This is a genomic window from Glutamicibacter sp. FR1, assembly GCF_047300825.1.
Lineage (GTDB): Bacteria > Actinomycetota > Actinomycetes > Actinomycetales > Micrococcaceae > Glutamicibacter > Glutamicibacter nicotianae.
In genome coordinates this window covers 1,816,899-1,836,294 of the sequence record NZ_CP178602.1, presented here as the reverse complement: position 1 = coordinate 1,836,294, position 19,396 = coordinate 1,816,899, and the positions used below count along the sequence as shown (strand labels likewise).

Genomic DNA, 19,396 nt, shown 5'->3' with positions numbered 1-19,396 from the left:
ACGTGAATCCTCTCGTAATCGCACAGGCCGCTGGTGGCGGCTTCAACCCTTCGCTGATCCTGATGGTCGCCCTGTTTGCAGTGCTGATCTTCATGATGTTCCGCGGCCGCAAGAAGCAGGCCGCCCAGCAGGAGAAGCTGAAGAACAACACCGTGCCAGGCGCCAAGGTGATGACCAACTCGGGCATCTTCGGCACCGTCGTCGGTGTAGACGCAGAGGATCGCGTACAGGTTGAGGTTTCGCCAGGCGTGGTGCTGACCCTGCACCGCCAGGCCATCGCCACCTTCCTGGACAAGGATGCGGCAGCCCCGGCCGCTGCCGACGAACCAGCAGCACCCTCCAACGCAACCGAAACCCCGGAAGAGTCCCTGCGTCGCTTGAACGACGAGGGCAAGGACGAGCGAAACGCCTAAGTCCCGGGCAGCATAGCGGTGGCCTGAAGGCCAAGCCACCCGAATCAGAAAGCACATTAGATGTCATCAATCAGACCTGTTAAACAGGCGCGCAAAGCGTTGCTGTGGTTGCTGGTCGTCTTCATCATCGCAACCGGAGTGTTGGTGGGTGGTGCGGTGAACGGCAAAACCGGATGGGGGCCGAAGCTGGCCCTCGACCTCGAAGGCGGCACCGAGATGATCCTGGCCCCTCGGGTCCAGGGCGACGAGGCGATCAACCAAGAGCAGCTGGACCAAGCGGTGGAGATCATCCGCCAGCGCGTGGACGGTTCCGGTGTCACCGAATCGGAAATCACCACCCAGTCCGGACGCAACGTCGTGGTATCGATGCCCGGTACCCCGGACCAGACCACCCGCGATTTGATCCAGGCCTCGGCCAACATGGAATTCCGCCCGGTGCTGATCACCGGTGGCTTCGCGGCCACTCCGAAGGAAGACCGGACCCCCAAGGAAGACCTGCCAAAGCCTAGCGGCAAGCCGGAGAATCCATCGGATACCAACTGGATCACCCCAGAGCTGTTCCAGGAGTTCGAAGGCTACGACTGCGGGGCAGAACTCAAGGATCGCGGTGGCGAAGCCGCCGACCCAGACAAGCCAATGATCTCCTGCGACCGCGAGATGGGTGTCAAGTACATCCTTGGCCCGCAGGAAATCTCCGGTGACATGATCAAGGACGCCTACGCCCAGTTGGCCCGCGGCGTCAATGGATCGGTGACCGGCGAATGGGTCGTCGTTATCGAGTTCGACGCCGAAGGCACCAAGCTCTTCGCCGATACCACCCAGCGTCTGATTGCCCTGCAGGGGTCGCAGAACCAGTTCGCTATCGTGCTTGATGGCGAAACCATTTCGGCGCCAACCACCAATGCAGTGATTTCCGATGGCCGCCCGCAGATCTCCGGCGGCTTCACCCAGGATAGCTCGCAGGCGTTGGCCGAGCAGCTGAAGTACGGCGCACTGCCAATCAGCTTCGACATCCAGTCCGAGCGCCAGGTTTCCGCAACTCTGGGTGCTGACCAGCTGACCGCTGGCCTCATCGCCGGCATCATCGGCCTGGTTCTGGTCTTCATCTATTCGCTGTTCCAGTACCGGGCTCTGGGCTTGGTGACCATCGCGTCGCTGCTGGTTTCCGGCGTGCTCGCCTATCTGGCGCTGGTGCTGCTGGGCTGGGGCATGAATTACCGCCTGTCGCTGGCAGGCGTCGCCGGCCTGATCGTTGCAATCGGCCTCATCGCCGACTCGTTCATCGTGTACTTCGAGCGCGTGCGCGATGAGCTGCGCGAAGGCAGGCCGCTGGCAAGCGCCGTGGATATCGGCTGGAAGCGCGCCAAGCGCACCATTCTGGCATCCAAGGCAGTGAACGTGCTGGCCGCAATAGTGCTCTACATCGTTGCCGTGGGCAACGTACGAGGCTTCGCCTTCACCCTGGGCCTGACCGCCATCATCGACCTCATCGTCGTGTACGGCCTGACCCACCCGACCTTGGTGCTGCTGGCACGCACCAAGTTCTTCGCCAACGGCCACCCGATGTCGGGCATGGATCCATCGTTGCTTGGCGTCAAGCCGCTGTACCAGGGCGCGGGCAAGGTTCGCCGCTTCGATGAGAATGTTGCGGCAAATCGCGGCAAGAAGAATGCGAAGGCATCGACTGAGGCATCGAAGCGCATGACCATTGCCGAACGCCGCCGCGCACAGGCCGAGCAGTCCGCTGGCTCGAACGCGTCTGGCAGCACGCAGGCCAAGGCCCAGGAGGAGAACAATGAATAAGCTAGTCACTTGGGGCAACGAGCTCTACACCGGCAAGCGTTCCTACCCGTTCACCTCCAAGCACCGCTTGTGGTTCCTGATCGCCGGCATCCTGGTGATCCTGTCCATCCTGATCCCGGTGGTCAAGGGCGGCTTCAATCTTGGTATCGACTTCCGCGGCGGTTCTGAATTCACCGTTTCGGATGTGCAGAACACGGATATCTCGATTGGCGAAGAGACAGTCAGCTCGGTGGCTTCGGGATCTGAGGCAACGGTGACCAATATTGCTCCGGGCACCATGCGCGTGCAGACCGAGCGTTTGAGCGATGACCAGACCCTGGCCATTGCCGATCAGCTCGCGAAGAACTACGGCGTCAGCAGCGACGAAGTCACCAGCAACTTCATCGGCCCGACCTGGGGCGAAGACGTTTCACGCCAGGCACTGTTTGGCCTGGTCGTCTTCGTAGTCCTGGTGGGCTTGCTGATGGCAGCCTACTTCCGCACCTGGAAGATGTCGCTGGCAGCGATCGTCGGCCTGATGGCAGTGGTGATCGTGACTGCGGGCATCTACTCGCTGACCGGTTTCGAAATCACGCCGAGCGCGATCATCGGCTTCCTGACCATCCTGAGCTACTCGCTGTATGACACCGTGGTGGTTTTCGACAAGGTCCGCGAAAACACCAAGGACTACACCCAGCAGACCAAGCGCACCTTCGAGCAGCTGGTCAACCTCGCGGTGAATCAGACTCTGGTCCGCTCGATCAACACCTCGGTTGTGGCCGTGCTGCCGGTGGCCGCGATCCTGTTCATCGGCTCCTACTTGCTGGGAGCCGGTACGCTCAAGGACCTGTCTTTGGCGCTGTTCGTCGGCATCATCGTCTCGGCCCTGTCGACCCTGTTCGTCCAGGCACCGATGTTCCACTGGCTGCGCCACAAGGACGAGGACGTGGTTGCGCACGACAAGAAGATGGCAGCGCTCTAACGCAATCTGAAGTCTAGAAAATGGTGCCCCCGGCAGATGCCGGGGGCACCATTTCGCTTAAGCTGGAAGATGCGTAATTAGTTGTCACCGTGCGAACGTGCTATAACGTTTGAACTAAAGAAGGTGTTTTTCAAGTGCACGGCCACCGGTGATCTGGCGGCCCGAAACTACCGATGGATTTGACCGGGCTCCATTCAGGCTTCGGGACAATTCCAACGGCAACGGGAAGGAGCGGGCATGGCGAATACGCCTAACCTGAACAATTCGAAACGACGCTCTATCTCTCGTTTGGTGCGCTTTGCAGGCCGGGGGAGCACCCCGAGCACATCGCCGACTCTCGAACCGCTGCTGCGCACGGTCAAGTCCAAGCATCCGAAGGCGGATCTGGATTTGCTGGTCCGTGCCTACGAGGTCGCAGAAAAATATCATGAGGGCCAAAAGCGCAAGAGCGGCGACCCCTATATCACGCACCCGGTCGCGGTCGCCACGATCTTGGCAGAAATGGGCATGACCGGTTCGATTCTCGCCGCTGCCTTGCTGCATGACACGGTCGAAGACACCGAGTACTCCCTCGAGTCGGTGAAGAAGGAATTCTCCGAAGAAATCGCCATGCTGGTGGACGGCGTGACTAAGCTGGACAAGGTCACCTACGGCGATGCGGCCCCCGCCGAAACCGTGCGCAAAATGGTCGTCGCGATGTCCCGCGACATCCGCGTGCTGCTGATCAAGTTGGCCGACCGCCTGCACAATGCCCGCACCTGGCGTTATGTCTCGCCGGAATCCTCCTCCCGCAAGGCGAAGGAAACCCTGGAAATCTTCGCTCCGCTGGCACACCGCCTGGGCATGAACACGGTCAAATGGGAGCTGGAGGACCTGTCCTTCGCCGCTTTGCATCCCAAGGTGTACCAGGAGATCGTCCGCATGGTCGGCGACCGCACCCCTGAGCGCGAGAAGTACCTTTCATCAATCCGCCAGACCCTTTCGCGCGATCTGGGAGATGTGGCCATCAACGCCTCGGTATCCGGCCGGCCCAAGCACTATTATTCGATCTACCAGAAGATGATCGTGCGCGGCAAGGACTTCGACGACATCCACGACCTGATGGGCGTGCGGATCCTGGTCGATACCGTCAAGGACTGCTACGGCGCGCTGGGCGTCGTGCACGCGGAGTGGAATCCGCTGCCCAACCGCTTCAAGGACTACATCGCCATCCCGAAGCTGAATCTCTACCAGTCGCTGCACACCACGGTGATGGGTCCCGAGGGCAAGCCCGTTGAAATCCAGATCCGCACCCATGACATGCATGTGCGCGCTGAATACGGCGTCGCCGCGCATTTCCAGTACAAGCATGGCCAGACCGACAACTCCATGCTCTCTCCGGAGCAGAACATGGATTGGCTGCGCTCCCTGATGGAATGGCAGGCCGACACCGCCGACTCCGAAGAATTCCTGGACGGGCTGCGCTACACCATCAGCTCCGCCGAGGTCTACGTGTTTACCCCGAAGGGCGACATCATGTCCCTGCCGGTGGGGGCAACACCGGTGGACTTCGCCTACTCGATTCACACCGACGTAGGGCACCGAACCATCGGTTCGCGCGTCAACGGCAAGCTCGTGCCTCTGCATACCGAACTCAAGCAGGGCGATGTGGTGGAGGTCTTTACCTCCAAGGCCGAAGGCGCCGGCCCATCCCAGGACTGGCAGAATTTCGTCAAGTCGCCGCGGGCCAAGGCGAAGATCCGCGGCTACTTCTCCAAGGAGCGCCGCGAAGAGGCCATCGAAAAGGGCAAGGAGCTGCTGACAAAGGAACTGCGTCGCAACCAGCTGCCATTGCAGAAGCTGATGACGCACGATTTGCTCACAGCGGTAGCCAACGAGTTGCACCACACTGACATTTCTGCGCTGTACCAGTCGGTGGGCGACGGCCATACCAGTGCGCAAAACGTCATCGAGCATCTAACGGCTCTGATCGGCCCGCCAGAAGCCGAACAGGTCGATGAGGAAGCGGTTATCCACCCGGTCGCTCCTAGTCCGTCTACGGGCAATGAGGCCGGTGTGATCGTGGAAGGCCTGGGCGACGTGCTGGTCAAGCTGGCGCGTTGCTGCACTCCAGTGCCGCCAGATGAGATCCAAGGGTTCGTCACGCGAGGTGCCGGCGTCTCGGTGCACCGCACGGATTGCCTGAACCTGACGCAGCTCGCCGAGCAGCCCGATCGGCTCGTCAACGTCACATGGGCCAACAAGCACCACGGCGTGTTCCTGGTTGAGATCCAGGTCGAGGCGCTGGACCGCAAATCGCTGCTTTCCGACGTGACCCGGATCCTTTCCGAAAGCCACCTGAACATCTTGTCCGCCAGTGTGCAGACCAGCAAGGACCGTGTTGCCATTTCGCGCTTCGCCTTCGAAATGGGTGACCCGAAGTTCCTGAGCCATGTGCTCAACCAAGTGCGGCGGATTGACGGCGTCTACGATGTCTACCGCACCACTGCAGGATCGCGCCGGTAACTTGCCTGGCCGGCCGCGCGGCCTATGCGGCCTGTGCTGTGCCGGAGAAGGACTGCACTAGGCGCAGCGCCCTGGATCGTTCAGGTGACGGATCCTCGCTATCCAGCGCCTGCCGGATCAGATCCAAGCTCAGGTAGGGGTCTGCCAGGGATATGACGGTGCCCAGCACCCGGCTGGCAATGGGCAATGGATCATATTTGGCGCAATCGCAGGCGCTGCGCAATGCCGTGGTGACCTTGATGCGGCTGCGGAACACCATCTGCGTATCTGGCACCGGCATCTGGGCGAATTCGGCCTTCAGGCCGTGCCCGGGATAAAAGGGTCGATGGTAGTTCTTCGTGTAGATGCACAAGGTGAAGACCGAGGGCAAGAGTCCGTGGATCCAGGCCGCGGTCTGGCGCGCCAGCACTGCATCGCGGACCAGTTCCCGGCCGCAGGCGAAGCCCGCAATGCGGGCACGCACCGAGGCGTTGACCTGGATGCTGCTGGGCAGGAAGTAATCTCCAAGCACCTCGCGCAATAAGCCGTTGGAAGCCATGGCGTCCAACTCGTTGCGGGTGAACATCTCGCCGGCGATCCAGAGATCCCCGGGAATGCGCAACTCGGCGGCGCGGGGTCCGGTAGCTGCGGAATTTCTCGTTTCCATAGAGCTACTGAACCAGTCCGCACCGCCGCGTTGGCGGGTTGCAAGCGATCTGTGGATTACTTACTGGAAGTCGGCTGCCGACTTCTCCAAGGTGCTCAGCCACATGCGGCGTGCATCCAGAGCTTCCTGGGCTGCCGCGATCTGCTTGGCATTGCCCTTGGCCTGCGCTGCTGCCAGATCATCTTCCAAGGCGGCGATGGTGTCCTGCAGCTGCGAGAGCATGGAGTTGGAACGGGCCTTGGTCTCCGGGTTGGAACGACGCCACTGCTCGTCCTCGGCACCCTTGACCGCGTCCTCGACCTGGCGCAGTGCCGATTCGATGCGCTGCAGGTCGTTGCGCGGCACTTTGCCGGCTTCTTCCCAGCGGGTGCGGATCGAATCCAGCTCCTTCTTTGCGGTAGCCAGATCCTTGATCGGAAGCAGCGCGCGGGCTTCTTCCAGCAGTGCTTCCTTCACCACGAGGTTCTGGGCGTACTCTTCATCGATCTTGGCGTTGGCCGCGGCGCGAGCCTGGAAGAAGACATCCTGGGCGGCGCGGAAGCGGCTCCACAGCTGGTCGTCATCCTTGCGCGAGGCGCGGCGCGACTTCTTCCACTCATCCATGAGCTTGCGGTACTCGGCGGCCGTAGCAGCCCAGTCGGTCGAACCCTGCAGCGCCTCGGCGCGGGCGATCAGTTCTTCCTTGACTTCCTTGGCGGCCGCGTTGGTCGAATCCAGCTGCGAGAAGTACGCGCGGCGGTGGCGGTCGAAGGTGGTGCGGGCCGAACGGAATCGCTTCCACAGCGCATCCTCGGTGGCGCGCGGCAGGCGGACCGAGGAACGCTGCGCGCCCTTCCAGGCATCGAACAGCTGGTTCATGGTGGCCGAAGCGGTCTTCCACTGGATCTGTTCCGGGTGTTTGGCGGCCAGGGCCTCGGCCTGCTCGACGATGGCCTCGCGGGCAGCGAGCTGCTCGGCACGCGCCTCGTCGTTGGCCTTGCGCTGTTCGCTGGACAGCGCGTCGACGGCGACGCGGACATCTTCCAGACGGGATTCCAGCGCCGGGATGTCGCCGACCATGTGGCGTTCTGCGACGGTTGCCGAGAGCGCTTGCACAGCCTTGCTGAGCTCGCCGGCCGGGGCCTTGGCAACTACACGCTGCTCGAGCAGCATCAGCTGCGAGAGCGCGTCGTCGTATTTGCGCACGAAGTAGCCCAGGGCTTCTTCCTGCGTTGCGTCCGGGTACTGGCCCACGGGGGACTCGGCGCCGTCGATGATCACGAAGACGTGGCCGTCCTCGGTCACGCGGGCGAACTTGGCCGCTTCATCGAGGGGAGTGGTGTGTGCGACGCTTGGCGCTACAACCGGCTTTGCGGCAGGCTTCTGCGCCTGTGGCAAGGGGGTCTTCTGGCTGTCGTCGGATTGCTGACTGGTGGTCACCGCTGAAACTCTTTCACTTTACGAGCACTTGCTTTAGCCAACTCTACCTGTGACCTCCGCTTCTTAGTAAGCCGACGTGCACAGGTTTCTCCGGTTTCGGGCTATAAGATGGGTAGGTAGCCCAATTTGCACTAAGGAGTTTCATGGCACGCAAGGCCTCACTATCAGGTTTCCCGGAATGGCTTCCAGCCGAACGGGCTGTCGAACAGCACGTGCTGGACACCTTGCGCCATGTCTTCGAACTGCATGGATTCGCCAATATCGAGACCCGTGCCGTGGAAACCCGCGCGCAGCTGCTGCGCAAGGGCGAAATCGACAAGGAAGTCTACGGGCTGACCCGCCTGGCCGCCGAGGATGACAAGAACGATCCGAACGCGCTGGCCCTGCACTTCGACCTCACCGTGCCTTTCGCGCGCTACGTGGTGGAGAACGCCGGCCACCTGGCCTTCCCGTTCCGCCGCTACCAGATGCAGAAGGTGTGGCGCGGCGAACGCCCGCAGGACGGCCGCTTCCGCGAATTCACCCAGGCAGATATCGACGTCGTGGGCGATGGCGCCCTGCCCTTCAGCTACGACGTGGAACTGGCGCTGACCATCGCAGATGCGCTGTCCGCCCTGCCGATCGGAGATTTCCGCCTGCGCGTGAACAACCGCAAGCTGGCCGAGGGCTTCTACCGCGGCCTGGGCCTGGAGGATCCGGACGCCGTGTTGCGCGCCATCGACAAGCTGGAGAAGATCGGCGACGACGCAGTTGCCAAGATCCTGATCGAGGAAGTCGGCGCCACCGCCGAACAGGCCGCCGCCGCCCTGGCCCTGGCCAAGATCCGCACCCTGGACACCTCCTTCATCGAGCAGGTCCGCGCCCTGGGCGTGACGCACGAGCTGCTGGACACCGGCCTGGATGAGCTCGCGCAGGTCATCGACGCCGCGTCCAAGCGCGCACCGGGCAAGGTCATGGCCGACCTGTCCATCGCCCGCGGCCTGGACTACTACACCGGCACCGTGTATGAGACCGTGCTGGTGGGCCATGAGTCGCTGGGTTCGATCTGCTCCGGCGGCCGCTACGAATCATTGGCTTCGAAGGGCAAGAAGAACTACCCCGGCGTGGGCCTGTCCATCGGCGTCACCCGCCTGGTCTCGCGCATCCTGGCCGAAGAAGTGGTCACCGCCAGCCGTTCGGTGCCGTCGGTGGTATATGTCACCTTGGCCAACGAGGACTCCTGGCACGAAGCGCAGGATGTCGCAGCGCAGCTGCGCGAGCGCGGCATTGCCTGCGAGGTCGCGGCCAGCGCGGAGAAGTTCGGCAAGCAGATCAAATACGCTGATCGCCGCGGGATTCCGTTCGTGTGGTTCACCCACGCCGACGGCACCCACGAGGCCAAGGACATCCGCTCCGGCGAGCAGGTGACCGCCGATCCGGCCACTTGGATGCCGGCCGAAGCAGATCTGAAGATCGCCATCAGCTAGTCCCAGGGCTGAGCAGCCCGCCCGCGCACCAGTAATGGTGCACTAAACTTCATGGGAAGAAACTTTCCACACAAACCGAAAGGATCGTAGTGCTACGCACTCATCAGCTGGGCGTCTTGAACGCCGAGCACATTGGACAGCAAGTCACCCTCACCGGCTGGGTCGCACGCCGCCGTGACCACGGCGGAGTCGCCTTCCTGGATTTGCGCGACGCTTCGGGCGTGGCCCAGGTCGTCGTGCGCGATGAAGAGGACTTCCATCCGCTGCGCAATGAGTTCGTCCTGCAGATCACCGGTAATGTCGAGCGCCGCCCGGAAGGCAACGAGAACCCGAACCTGCCAACCGGCGAGATCGAGGTCATCGCGGACACCGTGACCGTGCTGAACACCGCCGCTCCGCTGCCATTCCAGGTCGATGAGCACGTCGAGGTCGGCGAAGAGGCGCGCCTGCGCCACCGCTACCTGGATCTGCGCCGCCCGACCCCGGCACGCAACATCCGCCTGCGCTCCGAGGCCAACCGCGTCGCACGCAACCTGCTGCACGATGAGGGCTTCATCGAAATCGAGACCCCGACGCTGACCCGTTCCACCCCGGAAGGCGCCCGCGACTTCGTCGTGCCTGCACGCCTGACCCCCGGCTCCTGGTACGCGCTGCCGCAGTCCCCGCAGTTGTTCAAGCAGCTGCTGCAGGTCGGCGGCTTTGAGAAGTATTACCAGATCGCACGCTGCTACCGCGACGAGGACTTCCGCGCGGACCGCCAGCCGGAGTTCACCCAGCTGGACATCGAGGCATCGTTCGTCGAGGAAGACGACATCATCGCGCTCGGCGCGAAGCTGGTCAAGGAACTGTGGAGCCTGATCGATGTCCAGGTGCCGACCCCGATCCGCCGCATGGCCTACTCCGAGGCGATGGCCAAGTACGGTTCGGACAAGCCGGACCTGCGCTTCGGACTGGAACTGACGGAGATGACCGAGTACTTCGCGAACACCTCCTTCAAGGTGTTCCAGTCCGAGTACGTCGGTGCCGTCGTCATGCCTGGCGGCGCATCCCAGCCACGCCGCACCCTGGATGCCTGGCAGGAATTCGCCAAGCAGCGCGGTGCCAAGGGCCTGGCCTACGTGCTGATCAAGGAAGATGGCGAGCTGGCAGGCCCAGTGGCCAAGAACCTGTCCGACGAGGAGAAGGCCGGCCTGGCCGCAGCCACCGGCGCCTCTGCCGGCGACTGCATCTTCTTCTCCGCCGGCAAGAAGAACGAATCCCGCGCGCTTCTCGGCTCGGTTCGTGTCGAGATCGGCCACCGCACCGGCCTGATCAAGGATGGCGACTGGGCCTTCGTCTGGATCGTTGATGCGCCGATGTTCGAAGCCGCTTCCGACGCTGTCGCTTCCGGCGACGTGGCAGTGGGTGCTGGTGCCTGGACCGCTGTGCACCACGCGTTCACCAGCCCGAAGCCTGAGTTCATGGACACCTTTGACACCGATCCTGGCTCGGCCCTGTCCTACGCCTACGACATTGTCTGCAACGGCAATGAAATCGGCGGCGGCTCCATCCGTATCCATCAGCGCGACGTGCAGGAGCGTGTCTTTAAGGTCATGGGCGTGACCCAGGAGCAGGCCGACACCCAGTTCGGCTTCCTGCTCGAGGGCTTCAAGTACGGCGCCCCACCGCATGGCGGTATCGCCTTGGGCTGGGACCGCGTGCTGCAGCTACTGACCAACTCGGAGTCCATCCGCGATGTCATCGCCTTCCCGAAGACCGGTGGCGGCTTCGATCCGCTGACCCAGGCTCCTGCGCCAATTACCCCGCAGCAGCGCAAGGAAGCCGGCATCGACTTCAAGCCGGAGAAGAAGAAAGCTGAAGAGGGCGAAGCTAAGGCTGAAGCCAAGTAGGCATTCGCTGTTCAAGGAAGCAGGGTGGAACGCATTTCATGTGTTCCATCCGGCTTCTTTTGCGTATTTGTTGGCCAAGCAATGGATTAATGGCGATTTCAATACTAGGTTGCTTTTCAATCTAGTATTCGATCCCAGGAGAACCCGTGTCGTTGGTGCTTCCCGACGACGTTACTGGGCTCTACCCAGAAAGCGACTGCGAATGGGCGCGGGACTTCAACATTGCTCTGTGGTGGAAGGACTTGAATGATTCCCAGTGCGCAGCGGAACTGGGGAAGGTCTTGGATGCTATCCGCGACAGTGGGCAGAGCGCGGAAGAACTCTTCGGTGATCCCGCTGAATTCGGCGAAGTCCGCGCTTATGCGCGCTTGACCCCTCAGCAACTGGCTGATTCGGAGCTGCCGGTCAGTAATAGCTGGGGGCTGATTGCTGGTGCCGGCTTGGTCGTCGGGCTGCTATGCGCAGGGTTCGGTATTTGGATCGGATTCAGAGATGGATGGGCCGCGACATCGTGGCATTATTGGCAGCTGGCGGCTTTGTCCGCCGGGGCCGGCTTGGCAGTATCTGGACACCTGTGGTGGTTGCATCGGGTCAGGGGCAAATTCGCCCTATCCTGGATACTCGGCCTTGCCGCAGCCACTGCTGCCACCGCTGTAGCCGTGCTGATCGCAGTACTCGGCGCGGAGGAAGCGATGCCGCTGCCCAACTGGCTGGTGCCGATCATCGGCGTTGCACTGGTTGTCAGCGTATTTTGGTTGCCGTTTACAGAGAAATCTGGCGCGAAACGAGAAGCGGTCTGCGTGGATGTGGATCCTGAGTCCTGGTTTGCCGAGGTTTCGCGTTTACTACGCGGGCGCTATGGAATGCGGAGCAAAGAGGCGGACTTCGCCATTGAATCTGCCCGCGAACACTGGTCAGCCCTGCACAGGGAGGACGGCAATGCCGGAATTTCCGATGAGTTCGGCACGCCGATCGAATTCGCCATCGGGCTGTCGGTCAACACCGGCAAAGCGCTAAAGCGGCGCTGGTTGCTTCGTCGCCTGTTTCCGCTAGCTGTCGTGGGTCTGTACAGCACCAGCCTTGTTCCGGCAGTGATCGCTCCAGAACGCAACGGTTGGGATATCTTCTTCGCGGTCTGCATGCTGATTTTCGCTGCAGGGACACTCTATGAGCTGCGTCCTGCGAACCGGGCAAGCTATGTCGAGGACAGGCTGGCCGAAAGGCGTGCCCAGTCCCGCGGGCTGGAAGAAGGAAAAGATGGGTAAAGATGCGCCATTTCCCGGTAGCTGGCAACGCGCGATACTGCCTATGTTGCTTCTTGCAGAGCTCTCCAGCAGCCCGGCTCATGGTTATGCGCTGTCCAAATCCCTGCAAGAACGGGGTTTCGGTCCGATCAAGGGTGCCACGCTCTATCCCGCATTGTCCAAGCTTGAGGCCGCGGGCTTCGTGGACACGCGGTGGGAAGAAGGCCAGGGTGGTCCTGGACGGAAGGTCTACGGTCTATCTGCCGCCGGTCGAGCCGAACTGGGCCGCCAGCGCGACCGTTTCGATAATCTGGCAGCACTGGTTCAATCCACCGGAACCTAGGTCAGATCGGCCGAATCCACGATCACCGTGAAAGGCCCGGAATTCACCAGCGACACATTCATCATCGCCCCGAACTTCCCGGTCTCCACGTGGGCCCCCAGCTCCCGCAGGTATGACACGAAGTACTCGTAGAGCGGTTCGCTCACCGGGCCCGGCGCGGCATTGGACCAGGACGGGCGCCGGCCCTTGCGCACCGACCCGTAGAGCGTGAACTGGCTGATCACCAGCAGTGGAGCGGCAGTGGACTCTGCACTGGATTCGTCCTTCAAGATCCGCAGCCGCCAGATCTTCTCCGCAACCTTGCGCGCCGTTGCTTCATCATCGTCATGGGTGACCCCCAGCAGGATCACCAGCCCGGGGGAAGCGAGACGGCCTACGATCTCCCCTTCGATTTCGACGTGGGCGGTGCTGGCGACCTGGACGACGGCGCGCATGGAGCAAGTCCTTTCAAGAGGCGGTGTGTGAGTGCGACGACGTGTTGGCTTGCGCCGCGCGACTACCAGAGTATCGGTAGGCTTAGGGGGTGAGCGATTTGTTCGATTCCTTGTCCGATGATCAGCACGATGGGAGCACCTCCCAAGTCAACCGGCCGCGTCCGCCGCTGGCGGTGCGCATGCGCCCTCGATCCCTGGACGAGTTGGTTGGCCAGCAGCATCTCTTGGGTCCCGGCTCTCCGCTGCGCCAGCTCGCCGAGCATCCGGAAACCGGCCTGGCAGGCCCGGCCAGCGTGATCCTCTACGGCCCTCCGGGGATCGGCAAAACCACCATCGCCCACGTGATCGCCCGCGCCACCGACCGCAAGTTCGTCGAGCTCTCCGCGATCACCGCAGGCGTCAAGGACGTGCGCCGGGTCATCGAACAGGCGAAGGACGACCGAGATCTGCGCGGGATCACCACCGTCTTGTTCCTCGATGAGATCCACCGCTTCAACAAGGCCCAGCAGGATGCCCTGCTGCCCGGCGTGGAGAACCGTGTTGTCGTCCTAGTAGCCGCGACGACCGAAAACCCTTCCTTCTCGGTGATTTCTCCGTTGCTCTCGCGCTCCTTGCTGCTGACCTTGCGCCCGCTGACCGACGGCGACCTGTCCACCTTGCTCGAGCGTGCTGTAGCCGACGAGCGCGGCTTCGATGGACAAGTGATCCTGGACGACGAGCAGCGCGAGGCGATTGTCCGCCTGGCCCAGGGCGACGCGCGCCGCTCGCTCACCGTGCTGGAGGCCGCCGGCGCGGTCGCCTGGAACGCCGCCGGGAAGGATGTCGCACCGCCGGTGCACATCACCGCAGGCCATGTGCAGCTGGCCATGGACCAGGCGGTACAGCGCTACGACAAGGATGGCGACCAGCATTACGACATCATCTCCGCGTTCATCAAGTCCATCCGCGGCTCGGATGTGGACGCTGCCCTGCACTATCTGGCCCGCATGCTCTCCGCAGGGGAGGACCCCCGCTTCATCGCCCGCCGGCTGATGATCTCGGCCTCGGAAGACATCGGCATGGCCGATCCCACCGCGCTCCCGCTCGCGGTCGCCGCCGCCCAGTCGGTTCAGCTCACCGGCATGCCCGAAGCGCGGATCATGCTTGGCCAGGCGACGGTGCATCTGGCCACTGCGCCGAAGTCCAACGCCTCCTATAACGCGATCAACGCCGCCCTGGCCGATGTGTCCGAAGGCAAGGGCTCGCTGGTTCCCGACCACCTGCGCGACGCGCACTATCCAGGTGCCAAATCGCTGGGCCACGGGGTGGGCTACATCTACTCTCACGATGCGCCGCATTCCATCGCTACCCAGCAGTACCTGCCCGATGACCTGGTGGGCACCAACTACTACACGCCCACCAATAACGGCGCCGAAAAGACCCTTGGGTCCCGCCTGGCCCGCTTGCGCGAGATCATCCGCGGCAAGGATCCGCTGCGCTCCAAGGGCAAGCGCTAAGTGTGCGCTAGGACTCAGCGAAAGCAGCGGCGGTTTCGTGTAAACTTGATCTTTGGCTGGCAAGCCTTGCCTGTGCATTCGAGTGATCGGCTGCACAGCGAGGTTGAAGTGAAGCAGGGACGCGACGCCCACACACTCTCCCTCCTGGAGGCCAGTAGATACCGTCGCTAATCGAAAGGGACACACCATGGCTAACGCCCGTGCCCGCCGTACCGTACGCCTCTCGCGTGCGCTCGGCCTTGCATTGACTCCAAAAGCTGAAAAGTACATGGAGCGCCGTCCATACGGTCCAGGCCAGCACGGCCGCGCCCGTAAGAAGCAGGACAGCGACTACGCAGTACGTCTGCGCGAAAAGCAGCGCCTGCGTGCCCAGTACGGCATCCGCGAAGCTCAGATGGCGAGCGCCTTCAAGGAAGCTAAGCGCCTCGGCGGCGAAACCGGCGGCAACCTGCTGGCTCTGCTCGAGTCCCGTCTGGATGCCCTGGTTCTGCGTGCAGGCTTCGCCCGCACCATCCAGCAGGCTCGCCAGATGGTTGTACACCGCCACATCCTGGTCAACGGCCAGCGTGTAGACCGTCCGTCCTTCAAGGTGCAGCCGGGTCAGCTGATCCACGTGCACGAGAAGAGCGAGAAGATGGTTCCATTCCAGATGGCTGCAGCCGGCGAGCACGCAAAGGTGCTGCCAGCTGTTCCTGCTTACCTGGACGTGAAGCTGGAAGCCCTCCAGGCGACCTTCGTGCGCACCCCAGAGCGCGCCGAAATCCCAGTGACCTGCGAAGAGAACCTCGTGGTCGAGTACTACGCACGCTAAATCCGTGCGCTAGTTCCAAGCCCGCAGCCGGAAACGGTTGCGGGCTTGTCGCTTAACTACCTATCTATGCTCTGACTTCGATAAGGTGGACTGGCACCAAAAACCCAAAGCAGAAGAGGAAGCACATGTCGGGTTCGGATATTGCAGGGCTCATCGCCGCCGGCGCGTTTGTCGTACTAGTTGTGCTGCTGGCAGTGCCGATCATCAAGTTGGGCAAGGTGTTCGACGAGCTGCGCAAATCGATCAAGGACCTGGCTGACGGAACCACTCCGTTGATCGGCGAAGTCGCGACCACCGTTGCGACCACCAATGACCAGCTCAAGAAGGTCGACGTCATCACCAGCAACGTTTCTGACACCACCGCCAACGTTTCCGCGCTGTCCTCGCTGATAGCAGCCACCGTTGGCAAGCCGCTGATCAAGGTTGCAGCATTCACCGAAGGCGTGAAGGCTGCCATGAACACCAAGCCAAGCGGCAAGGCACGCCGCAGCCGCTAAGCAGGCAACGCTGTTTGATCGAACACGTGTCGGCGTGCTGAATAGGATACGGCCATCTGGTGGCCGCCAAGGAGACTAGAATGAAAAAGCTCTTGTGGGTTTCGATTGGAGTGGGCGTTGGCGTGCTCGCGTCCAAGAAATACGCTGAAGTTTCGTCCGGGGCGGCGCTGAACCGCCAGGTTGGCAAGTACGCCGACCGCGCCTCGGAATATTGGGAAGCCTTCCGCCAGGGAATGAGCTCCCGCGAAGAAGAATTGCGTTCCGCCTTGGGCGTGGACGCCGCTAAGTGAAGGGATCATCCGTAACACGATGAAAACGCAGGAAATTGCCCGTCGTTGGGTCGACTTTTTCGTCTCGAAGGGCCATGCCGCGGTGCCGAGCGCCTCGCTGGTCTCGGCCGACCCTTCGCTGTTGTTCACGGTGGCCGGCATGGTTCCGTTCATCCCTTACCTCACCGCGCGCGAAGAGCCTCCATACTCCCGTGCCACCTCGGTGCAGAAGTGCATCCGCACCGGTGACATCGAAGAGGTCGGCAAGACCGCCCGTCATGGCACCTTCTTCCAGATGTGCGGCAACTTCTCCTTCGGCGACTACTTCAAGAAGGAAGCCATCCACTTCGCCTGGGAGCTGCTGACCAGCTCCGTCGAGGACGGCGGCTACGGCCTGGACAAGGACCGCCTGTGGGTCACCGTCTACGAAGACGGCGACGAGAAGGACCTCGAGGCCCGCCGCATCTGGGAAGAAGAGATCGGCATGCCTACCGAGCGCGTTGTCGGCACCGGCAAGGAAGACAACTACTGGAACACCGGCCAGCCAGGTCCGGGCGGACCATGCTCGGAGATCTACTACGACCGCGGCCCGGCCTACGGCGTCGAAGGCGGCCCGGCCGTCGACGAGACCCGCTACGTGGAAATCTGGAATCTGGTGTTCATGCAGTACCGCCTCTCGGCAGTACGCTCCAAGACCGACTTCGACGTTGCCGGCGAACTGCCCAAGCGCAACATCGATACCGGCCTGGGCCTGGAGCGCCTGGCGATGATCCTGCAGGGCGTCGAGAACATGTATGAGACCGACCAGGTCCGTCCGGTGCTCGACAAGGCAGCCGAACTGGCTTCCGTCACCTACACCTCCACCGAGGATCCTGCCGACCCGAACCACGCCACCGACGTGCGCCTGCGCATGATCGCCGACCACATCCGCTCCTCGCTGATGCTGATCTCCGACCAGGTCACCCCGGGCAACGAAGGCCGCGGCTACGTGCTGCGCCGGCTGATCCGCCGCGCCGTGCGCGCCATGCGCCTGATGGGCGTGGACTCCGAGGTGCTCCCTGAGCTGCTTCCGGTCTCGCGTGATGCCATGAAGGGCGTCTACCCGGAGGTCGAGGCCGATTTCGAGCGCATCGCCCGCATCGCCTACGCCGAGGAACGCGCCTTCCGACGCACCATCGCTTCGGGCACCACCCGCCTGGACGAGGCGCTGAACCACGCCAAGGAGGAAGGCAAGAACCTCTCCGGCGACGACGCCTTCACCCTGCACGACACCTACGGCTTCCCGATCGACCTGACCCTGGAGATCGCCGCCGAGGCTGGCCTGTCCGTCGACGAGTCGCGCTTCCGCGAACTGATGAACGAGCAGCGCACCCGCGCCCAGAAAGACGCCAAGGCCAAGAAGGCCGGCCACGCCGACCTGTCGGTGTACAACAAGCTGGCCGAGGCCGGCAACGTGCACTTCACCGGCTACGACACCCTCGAAGGCGAATCCTCCATCCGCGGCATCATCCGCGATGGCCAGGTCGTGCCGTTCGCCGAGCAGGGCCAGGAAATCGACCTGGTGCTCAACGAAACCCCGTTCTACGCCGAATCCGGCGGCCAGGCAGGCGACAGCGGCCTGATCACCGGCGACGGATTCGTGCTGGAAGTCACCGACGTGCAGGCCCCGGTCAAGGGCCTGAGCGTCCACAAGGTCATCGTGCGCGAAGGCGAACTGCCTGCCGAGGCACTGGTGCGCACCCAGGTCGACGCCGTGCGCCGCCGCTCCGGCGAGCAGGCGCACTCGGCCACCCACCTGGTGCATGCCGCCCTGCGCGAGCTGCTAGGCCCGACCGCCACCCAGGCCGGCTCCTTCAACAAGGCAGGCTACCTGCGCTTCGACTTCTCCTGGGCCGAGGCGCTGTCCGCTGCCGCGCGCAGCGAGGTCGAAGAGGTCGTCAACCTTGCCATCGCCGCCAACCACCAGGTCTTCACCAACGAGATGGCGCTGTCCGAGGCGAAGAAGCTGGGCGCGATGAGCCTGTTCGGCGAGAAGTACGCCAACGACGTGCGCGTGGTGGAGATGAACGGCGCATGGTCGCGCGAACTGTGCGGCGGCACCCACGTGGACACCACCGCCCGCATCGGCCAGCTGACACTGCTCTCCGAAGCTTCGGTGGGTTCGGGCAACCGCCGCGTCGAGGCGCTGGTGGGCATGGAAGCCTTCCGCCATGGTGCCGCCGAGCGCGCCCTGGTCTCCGAGCTCTCCGGCCTGTTCCGCGTACCATCCAGCCAGGTCTCCGAGCGCGTCAACGACACCGTTGCCAAGCTCAAGGCCGCTGAGAAGCAGATTGCCGAACTGAAGAGCCAGGCAATGCTGGCCCAGTCCGCGGCGCTGCTGCAGAAGGTCGTCACCATCGGCGGCACCCGCCTGCTGGCGCACAACGCCGGAGAAGTCGACTCCGCCGATGCGCTGCGCACCATGGCGCTGGATCTGCGGGGCAAGCTGGGCTCCGAAGCCGCAGTCATCGTGCTGATCGGCGTGTCCAACGGCCGTCCGCTGGTGCTGGCGGTCACCAATGAGGAGGCCCGCGCCAACGGCTTCAAGGCCGGCGCCTTGGTCCGCACCGCAACCGGCGTGCTCGGCGGCGGTGGCGGCGGCAAGGACGACATGGCTCAGGGCGGCGGCCAGGACGCGTCGAAGATCGACGACGCGCTGGCTGCCATCCAGGCGGCACTGGCCAATGGCTAATGCCGCACTCGGCGTCGACGTGGGCCTGGCCCGCGTCGGCGTCGCCGCATCCGATCCCTCGGGAATCCTCGCCGCTCCGGTGATGACCCTGCGCAGGGATGCGAAGAAGAATTCGGATCTGCGGATGCTCTTGCGGATTATTGCCGATCGCGGCGTCACCGAGGTCTTCGTCGGGGAGCCGAAATCGCTGGCCGGCAACTCGACCGAATCCACCAAAATGGCACGTGACTACGCGATTGCCTTGGCGGAAGAAGCCGCAGACGCTAATATCGAGCTTGAGGTTTTCCTGGTCGACGAACGCCTGAGCACCGTCAACGCGCATCGGTCGTTGCACGCCTCGGGCAAGAAGATGGCAGAGCACCGCAAGGTGGTCGACCAGGTCGCAGCCACCGAGATCCTGCAGCAAGTGCTGGAAATGCGACGTAACAATGTCCGCGTGCAAGCCAGCCGGATTGTGCTGCGCTAGCCC

General features: G+C 63.0%; 17 protein-coding genes. 14 read left to right on the top strand and 3 right to left on the bottom strand.

What is annotated here, in order from left to right; all coding sequences use genetic code 11:
- Positions 1–2: 2 nt before the first annotated feature.
- The 4 genes from yajC (at position 3) to ACLQ8T_RS08870 (ending at position 5,682) form a co-directional block, all read left to right on the top strand.
- A complete protein-coding gene (gene yajC / locus ACLQ8T_RS08885; protein WP_223308723.1) occupies positions 3–413 on the top strand; it encodes a preprotein translocase subunit YajC in 411 nt (136 codons plus the stop codon).
- Between the two features lie 60 nt (positions 414–473).
- Positions 474–2,216, top strand: a complete 1,743-nt coding sequence (gene secD, locus ACLQ8T_RS08880) for a protein translocase subunit SecD (RefSeq protein WP_413454446.1) — start codon at positions 474–476, stop codon at positions 2,214–2,216.
- Complete coding sequence (gene secF, locus ACLQ8T_RS08875) at positions 2,209–3,177, top strand: protein translocase subunit SecF (RefSeq protein ID WP_038991171.1); 969 nt, start codon at positions 2,209–2,211, stop codon at positions 3,175–3,177. Before secD ends, secF begins: the two co-directional genes overlap by 8 nt.
- A gap of 237 nt (positions 3,178–3,414) precedes the next feature.
- Positions 3,415–5,682, top strand: coding sequence for a RelA/SpoT family protein (locus tag ACLQ8T_RS08870; protein WP_413454445.1), 2,268 nt, complete (start codon positions 3,415–3,417; stop codon positions 5,680–5,682).
- Between the two features lie 22 nt (positions 5,683–5,704).
- Here the strand turns inward: ACLQ8T_RS08870 and ACLQ8T_RS08865 are convergent, their stop codons facing one another.
- Together ACLQ8T_RS08865 and ACLQ8T_RS08860 are read right to left on the bottom strand one after the other, a co-directional pair.
- The gene (locus tag ACLQ8T_RS08865) at positions 5,705–6,328 is read right to left on the bottom strand and encodes a hypothetical protein (protein WP_413454444.1); all 624 of its coding nucleotides are present in this window, start codon (positions 6,326–6,328) and stop codon (positions 5,705–5,707) included.
- A gap of 60 nt (positions 6,329–6,388) precedes the next feature.
- Positions 6,389–7,747 carry a DUF349 domain-containing protein gene (locus ACLQ8T_RS08860; RefSeq protein WP_413454443.1) on the bottom strand — a complete coding sequence of 453 codons (1,359 nt, stop codon included), beginning with the start codon at positions 7,745–7,747 and terminating at the stop codon, positions 6,389–6,391.
- A 143-nt stretch (positions 7,748–7,890) separates the two neighbouring features.
- Here ACLQ8T_RS08860 and hisS point away from each other — a divergent pair, with 143 nt between their 5' ends.
- From hisS to ACLQ8T_RS08840, 4 genes are all read left to right on the top strand, one after another.
- Complete coding sequence (gene hisS / locus ACLQ8T_RS08855; protein WP_413454442.1) at positions 7,891–9,213, top strand: histidine--tRNA ligase; 1,323 nt, start codon at positions 7,891–7,893, stop codon at positions 9,211–9,213.
- Between the two features lie 89 nt (positions 9,214–9,302).
- Entirely contained in the window at positions 9,303–11,102 is a 1,800-nt protein-coding gene (aspS, locus tag ACLQ8T_RS08850; protein WP_413454441.1) for an aspartate--tRNA ligase, read from the top strand.
- Between the two features lie 281 nt (positions 11,103–11,383).
- Positions 11,384–12,367, top strand: a complete 984-nt coding sequence (locus ACLQ8T_RS08845; RefSeq protein WP_413454440.1) for a hypothetical protein — start codon at positions 11,384–11,386, stop codon at positions 12,365–12,367.
- On the top strand, positions 12,360–12,689 hold the full coding sequence (locus ACLQ8T_RS08840; protein WP_413454439.1) for a PadR family transcriptional regulator: 330 nt from the start codon (positions 12,360–12,362) through the stop codon (positions 12,687–12,689). Before ACLQ8T_RS08845 ends, ACLQ8T_RS08840 begins: the two co-directional genes overlap by 8 nt.
- Here ACLQ8T_RS08840 and dtd read toward each other — a convergent pair.
- Entirely contained in the window at positions 12,686–13,123 is a 438-nt protein-coding gene (gene dtd / locus ACLQ8T_RS08835; protein ID WP_204722216.1) for a D-aminoacyl-tRNA deacylase, read from the bottom strand. The two genes, ACLQ8T_RS08840 and dtd, sit on opposite strands and share 4 nt — an antisense overlap.
- 89 nt (positions 13,124–13,212) lie before the next feature.
- Here dtd and ACLQ8T_RS08830 point away from each other — a divergent pair, with 89 nt between their 5' ends.
- From ACLQ8T_RS08830 to ruvX, 6 genes are all read left to right on the top strand, one after another.
- Complete coding sequence (locus tag ACLQ8T_RS08830) at positions 13,213–14,619, top strand: replication-associated recombination protein A (RefSeq protein ID WP_022875202.1); 1,407 nt, start codon at positions 13,213–13,215, stop codon at positions 14,617–14,619.
- 187 nt (positions 14,620–14,806) lie between these two features.
- The gene (gene rpsD / locus ACLQ8T_RS08825; protein ID WP_204722214.1) at positions 14,807–15,430 is read left to right on the top strand and encodes a 30S ribosomal protein S4; all 624 of its coding nucleotides are present in this window, start codon (positions 14,807–14,809) and stop codon (positions 15,428–15,430) included.
- A 125-nt stretch (positions 15,431–15,555) separates the two neighbouring features.
- The gene (locus ACLQ8T_RS08820) at positions 15,556–15,927 is read left to right on the top strand and encodes a DUF948 domain-containing protein (RefSeq protein WP_038991152.1); all 372 of its coding nucleotides are present in this window, start codon (positions 15,556–15,558) and stop codon (positions 15,925–15,927) included.
- Between the two features lie 80 nt (positions 15,928–16,007).
- Positions 16,008–16,217, top strand: coding sequence for a hypothetical protein (locus ACLQ8T_RS08815; RefSeq protein ID WP_038991150.1), 210 nt, complete (start codon positions 16,008–16,010; stop codon positions 16,215–16,217).
- A gap of 19 nt (positions 16,218–16,236) precedes the next feature.
- The gene (gene alaS / locus ACLQ8T_RS08810; RefSeq protein ID WP_413454438.1) at positions 16,237–18,927 is read left to right on the top strand and encodes an alanine--tRNA ligase; all 2,691 of its coding nucleotides are present in this window, start codon (positions 16,237–16,239) and stop codon (positions 18,925–18,927) included.
- The gene (gene ruvX / locus ACLQ8T_RS08805; RefSeq protein WP_204722212.1) at positions 18,920–19,393 is read left to right on the top strand and encodes a Holliday junction resolvase RuvX; all 474 of its coding nucleotides are present in this window, start codon (positions 18,920–18,922) and stop codon (positions 19,391–19,393) included. Before alaS ends, ruvX begins: the two co-directional genes overlap by 8 nt.
- Positions 19,394–19,396: the final 3 nt, after the last annotated feature.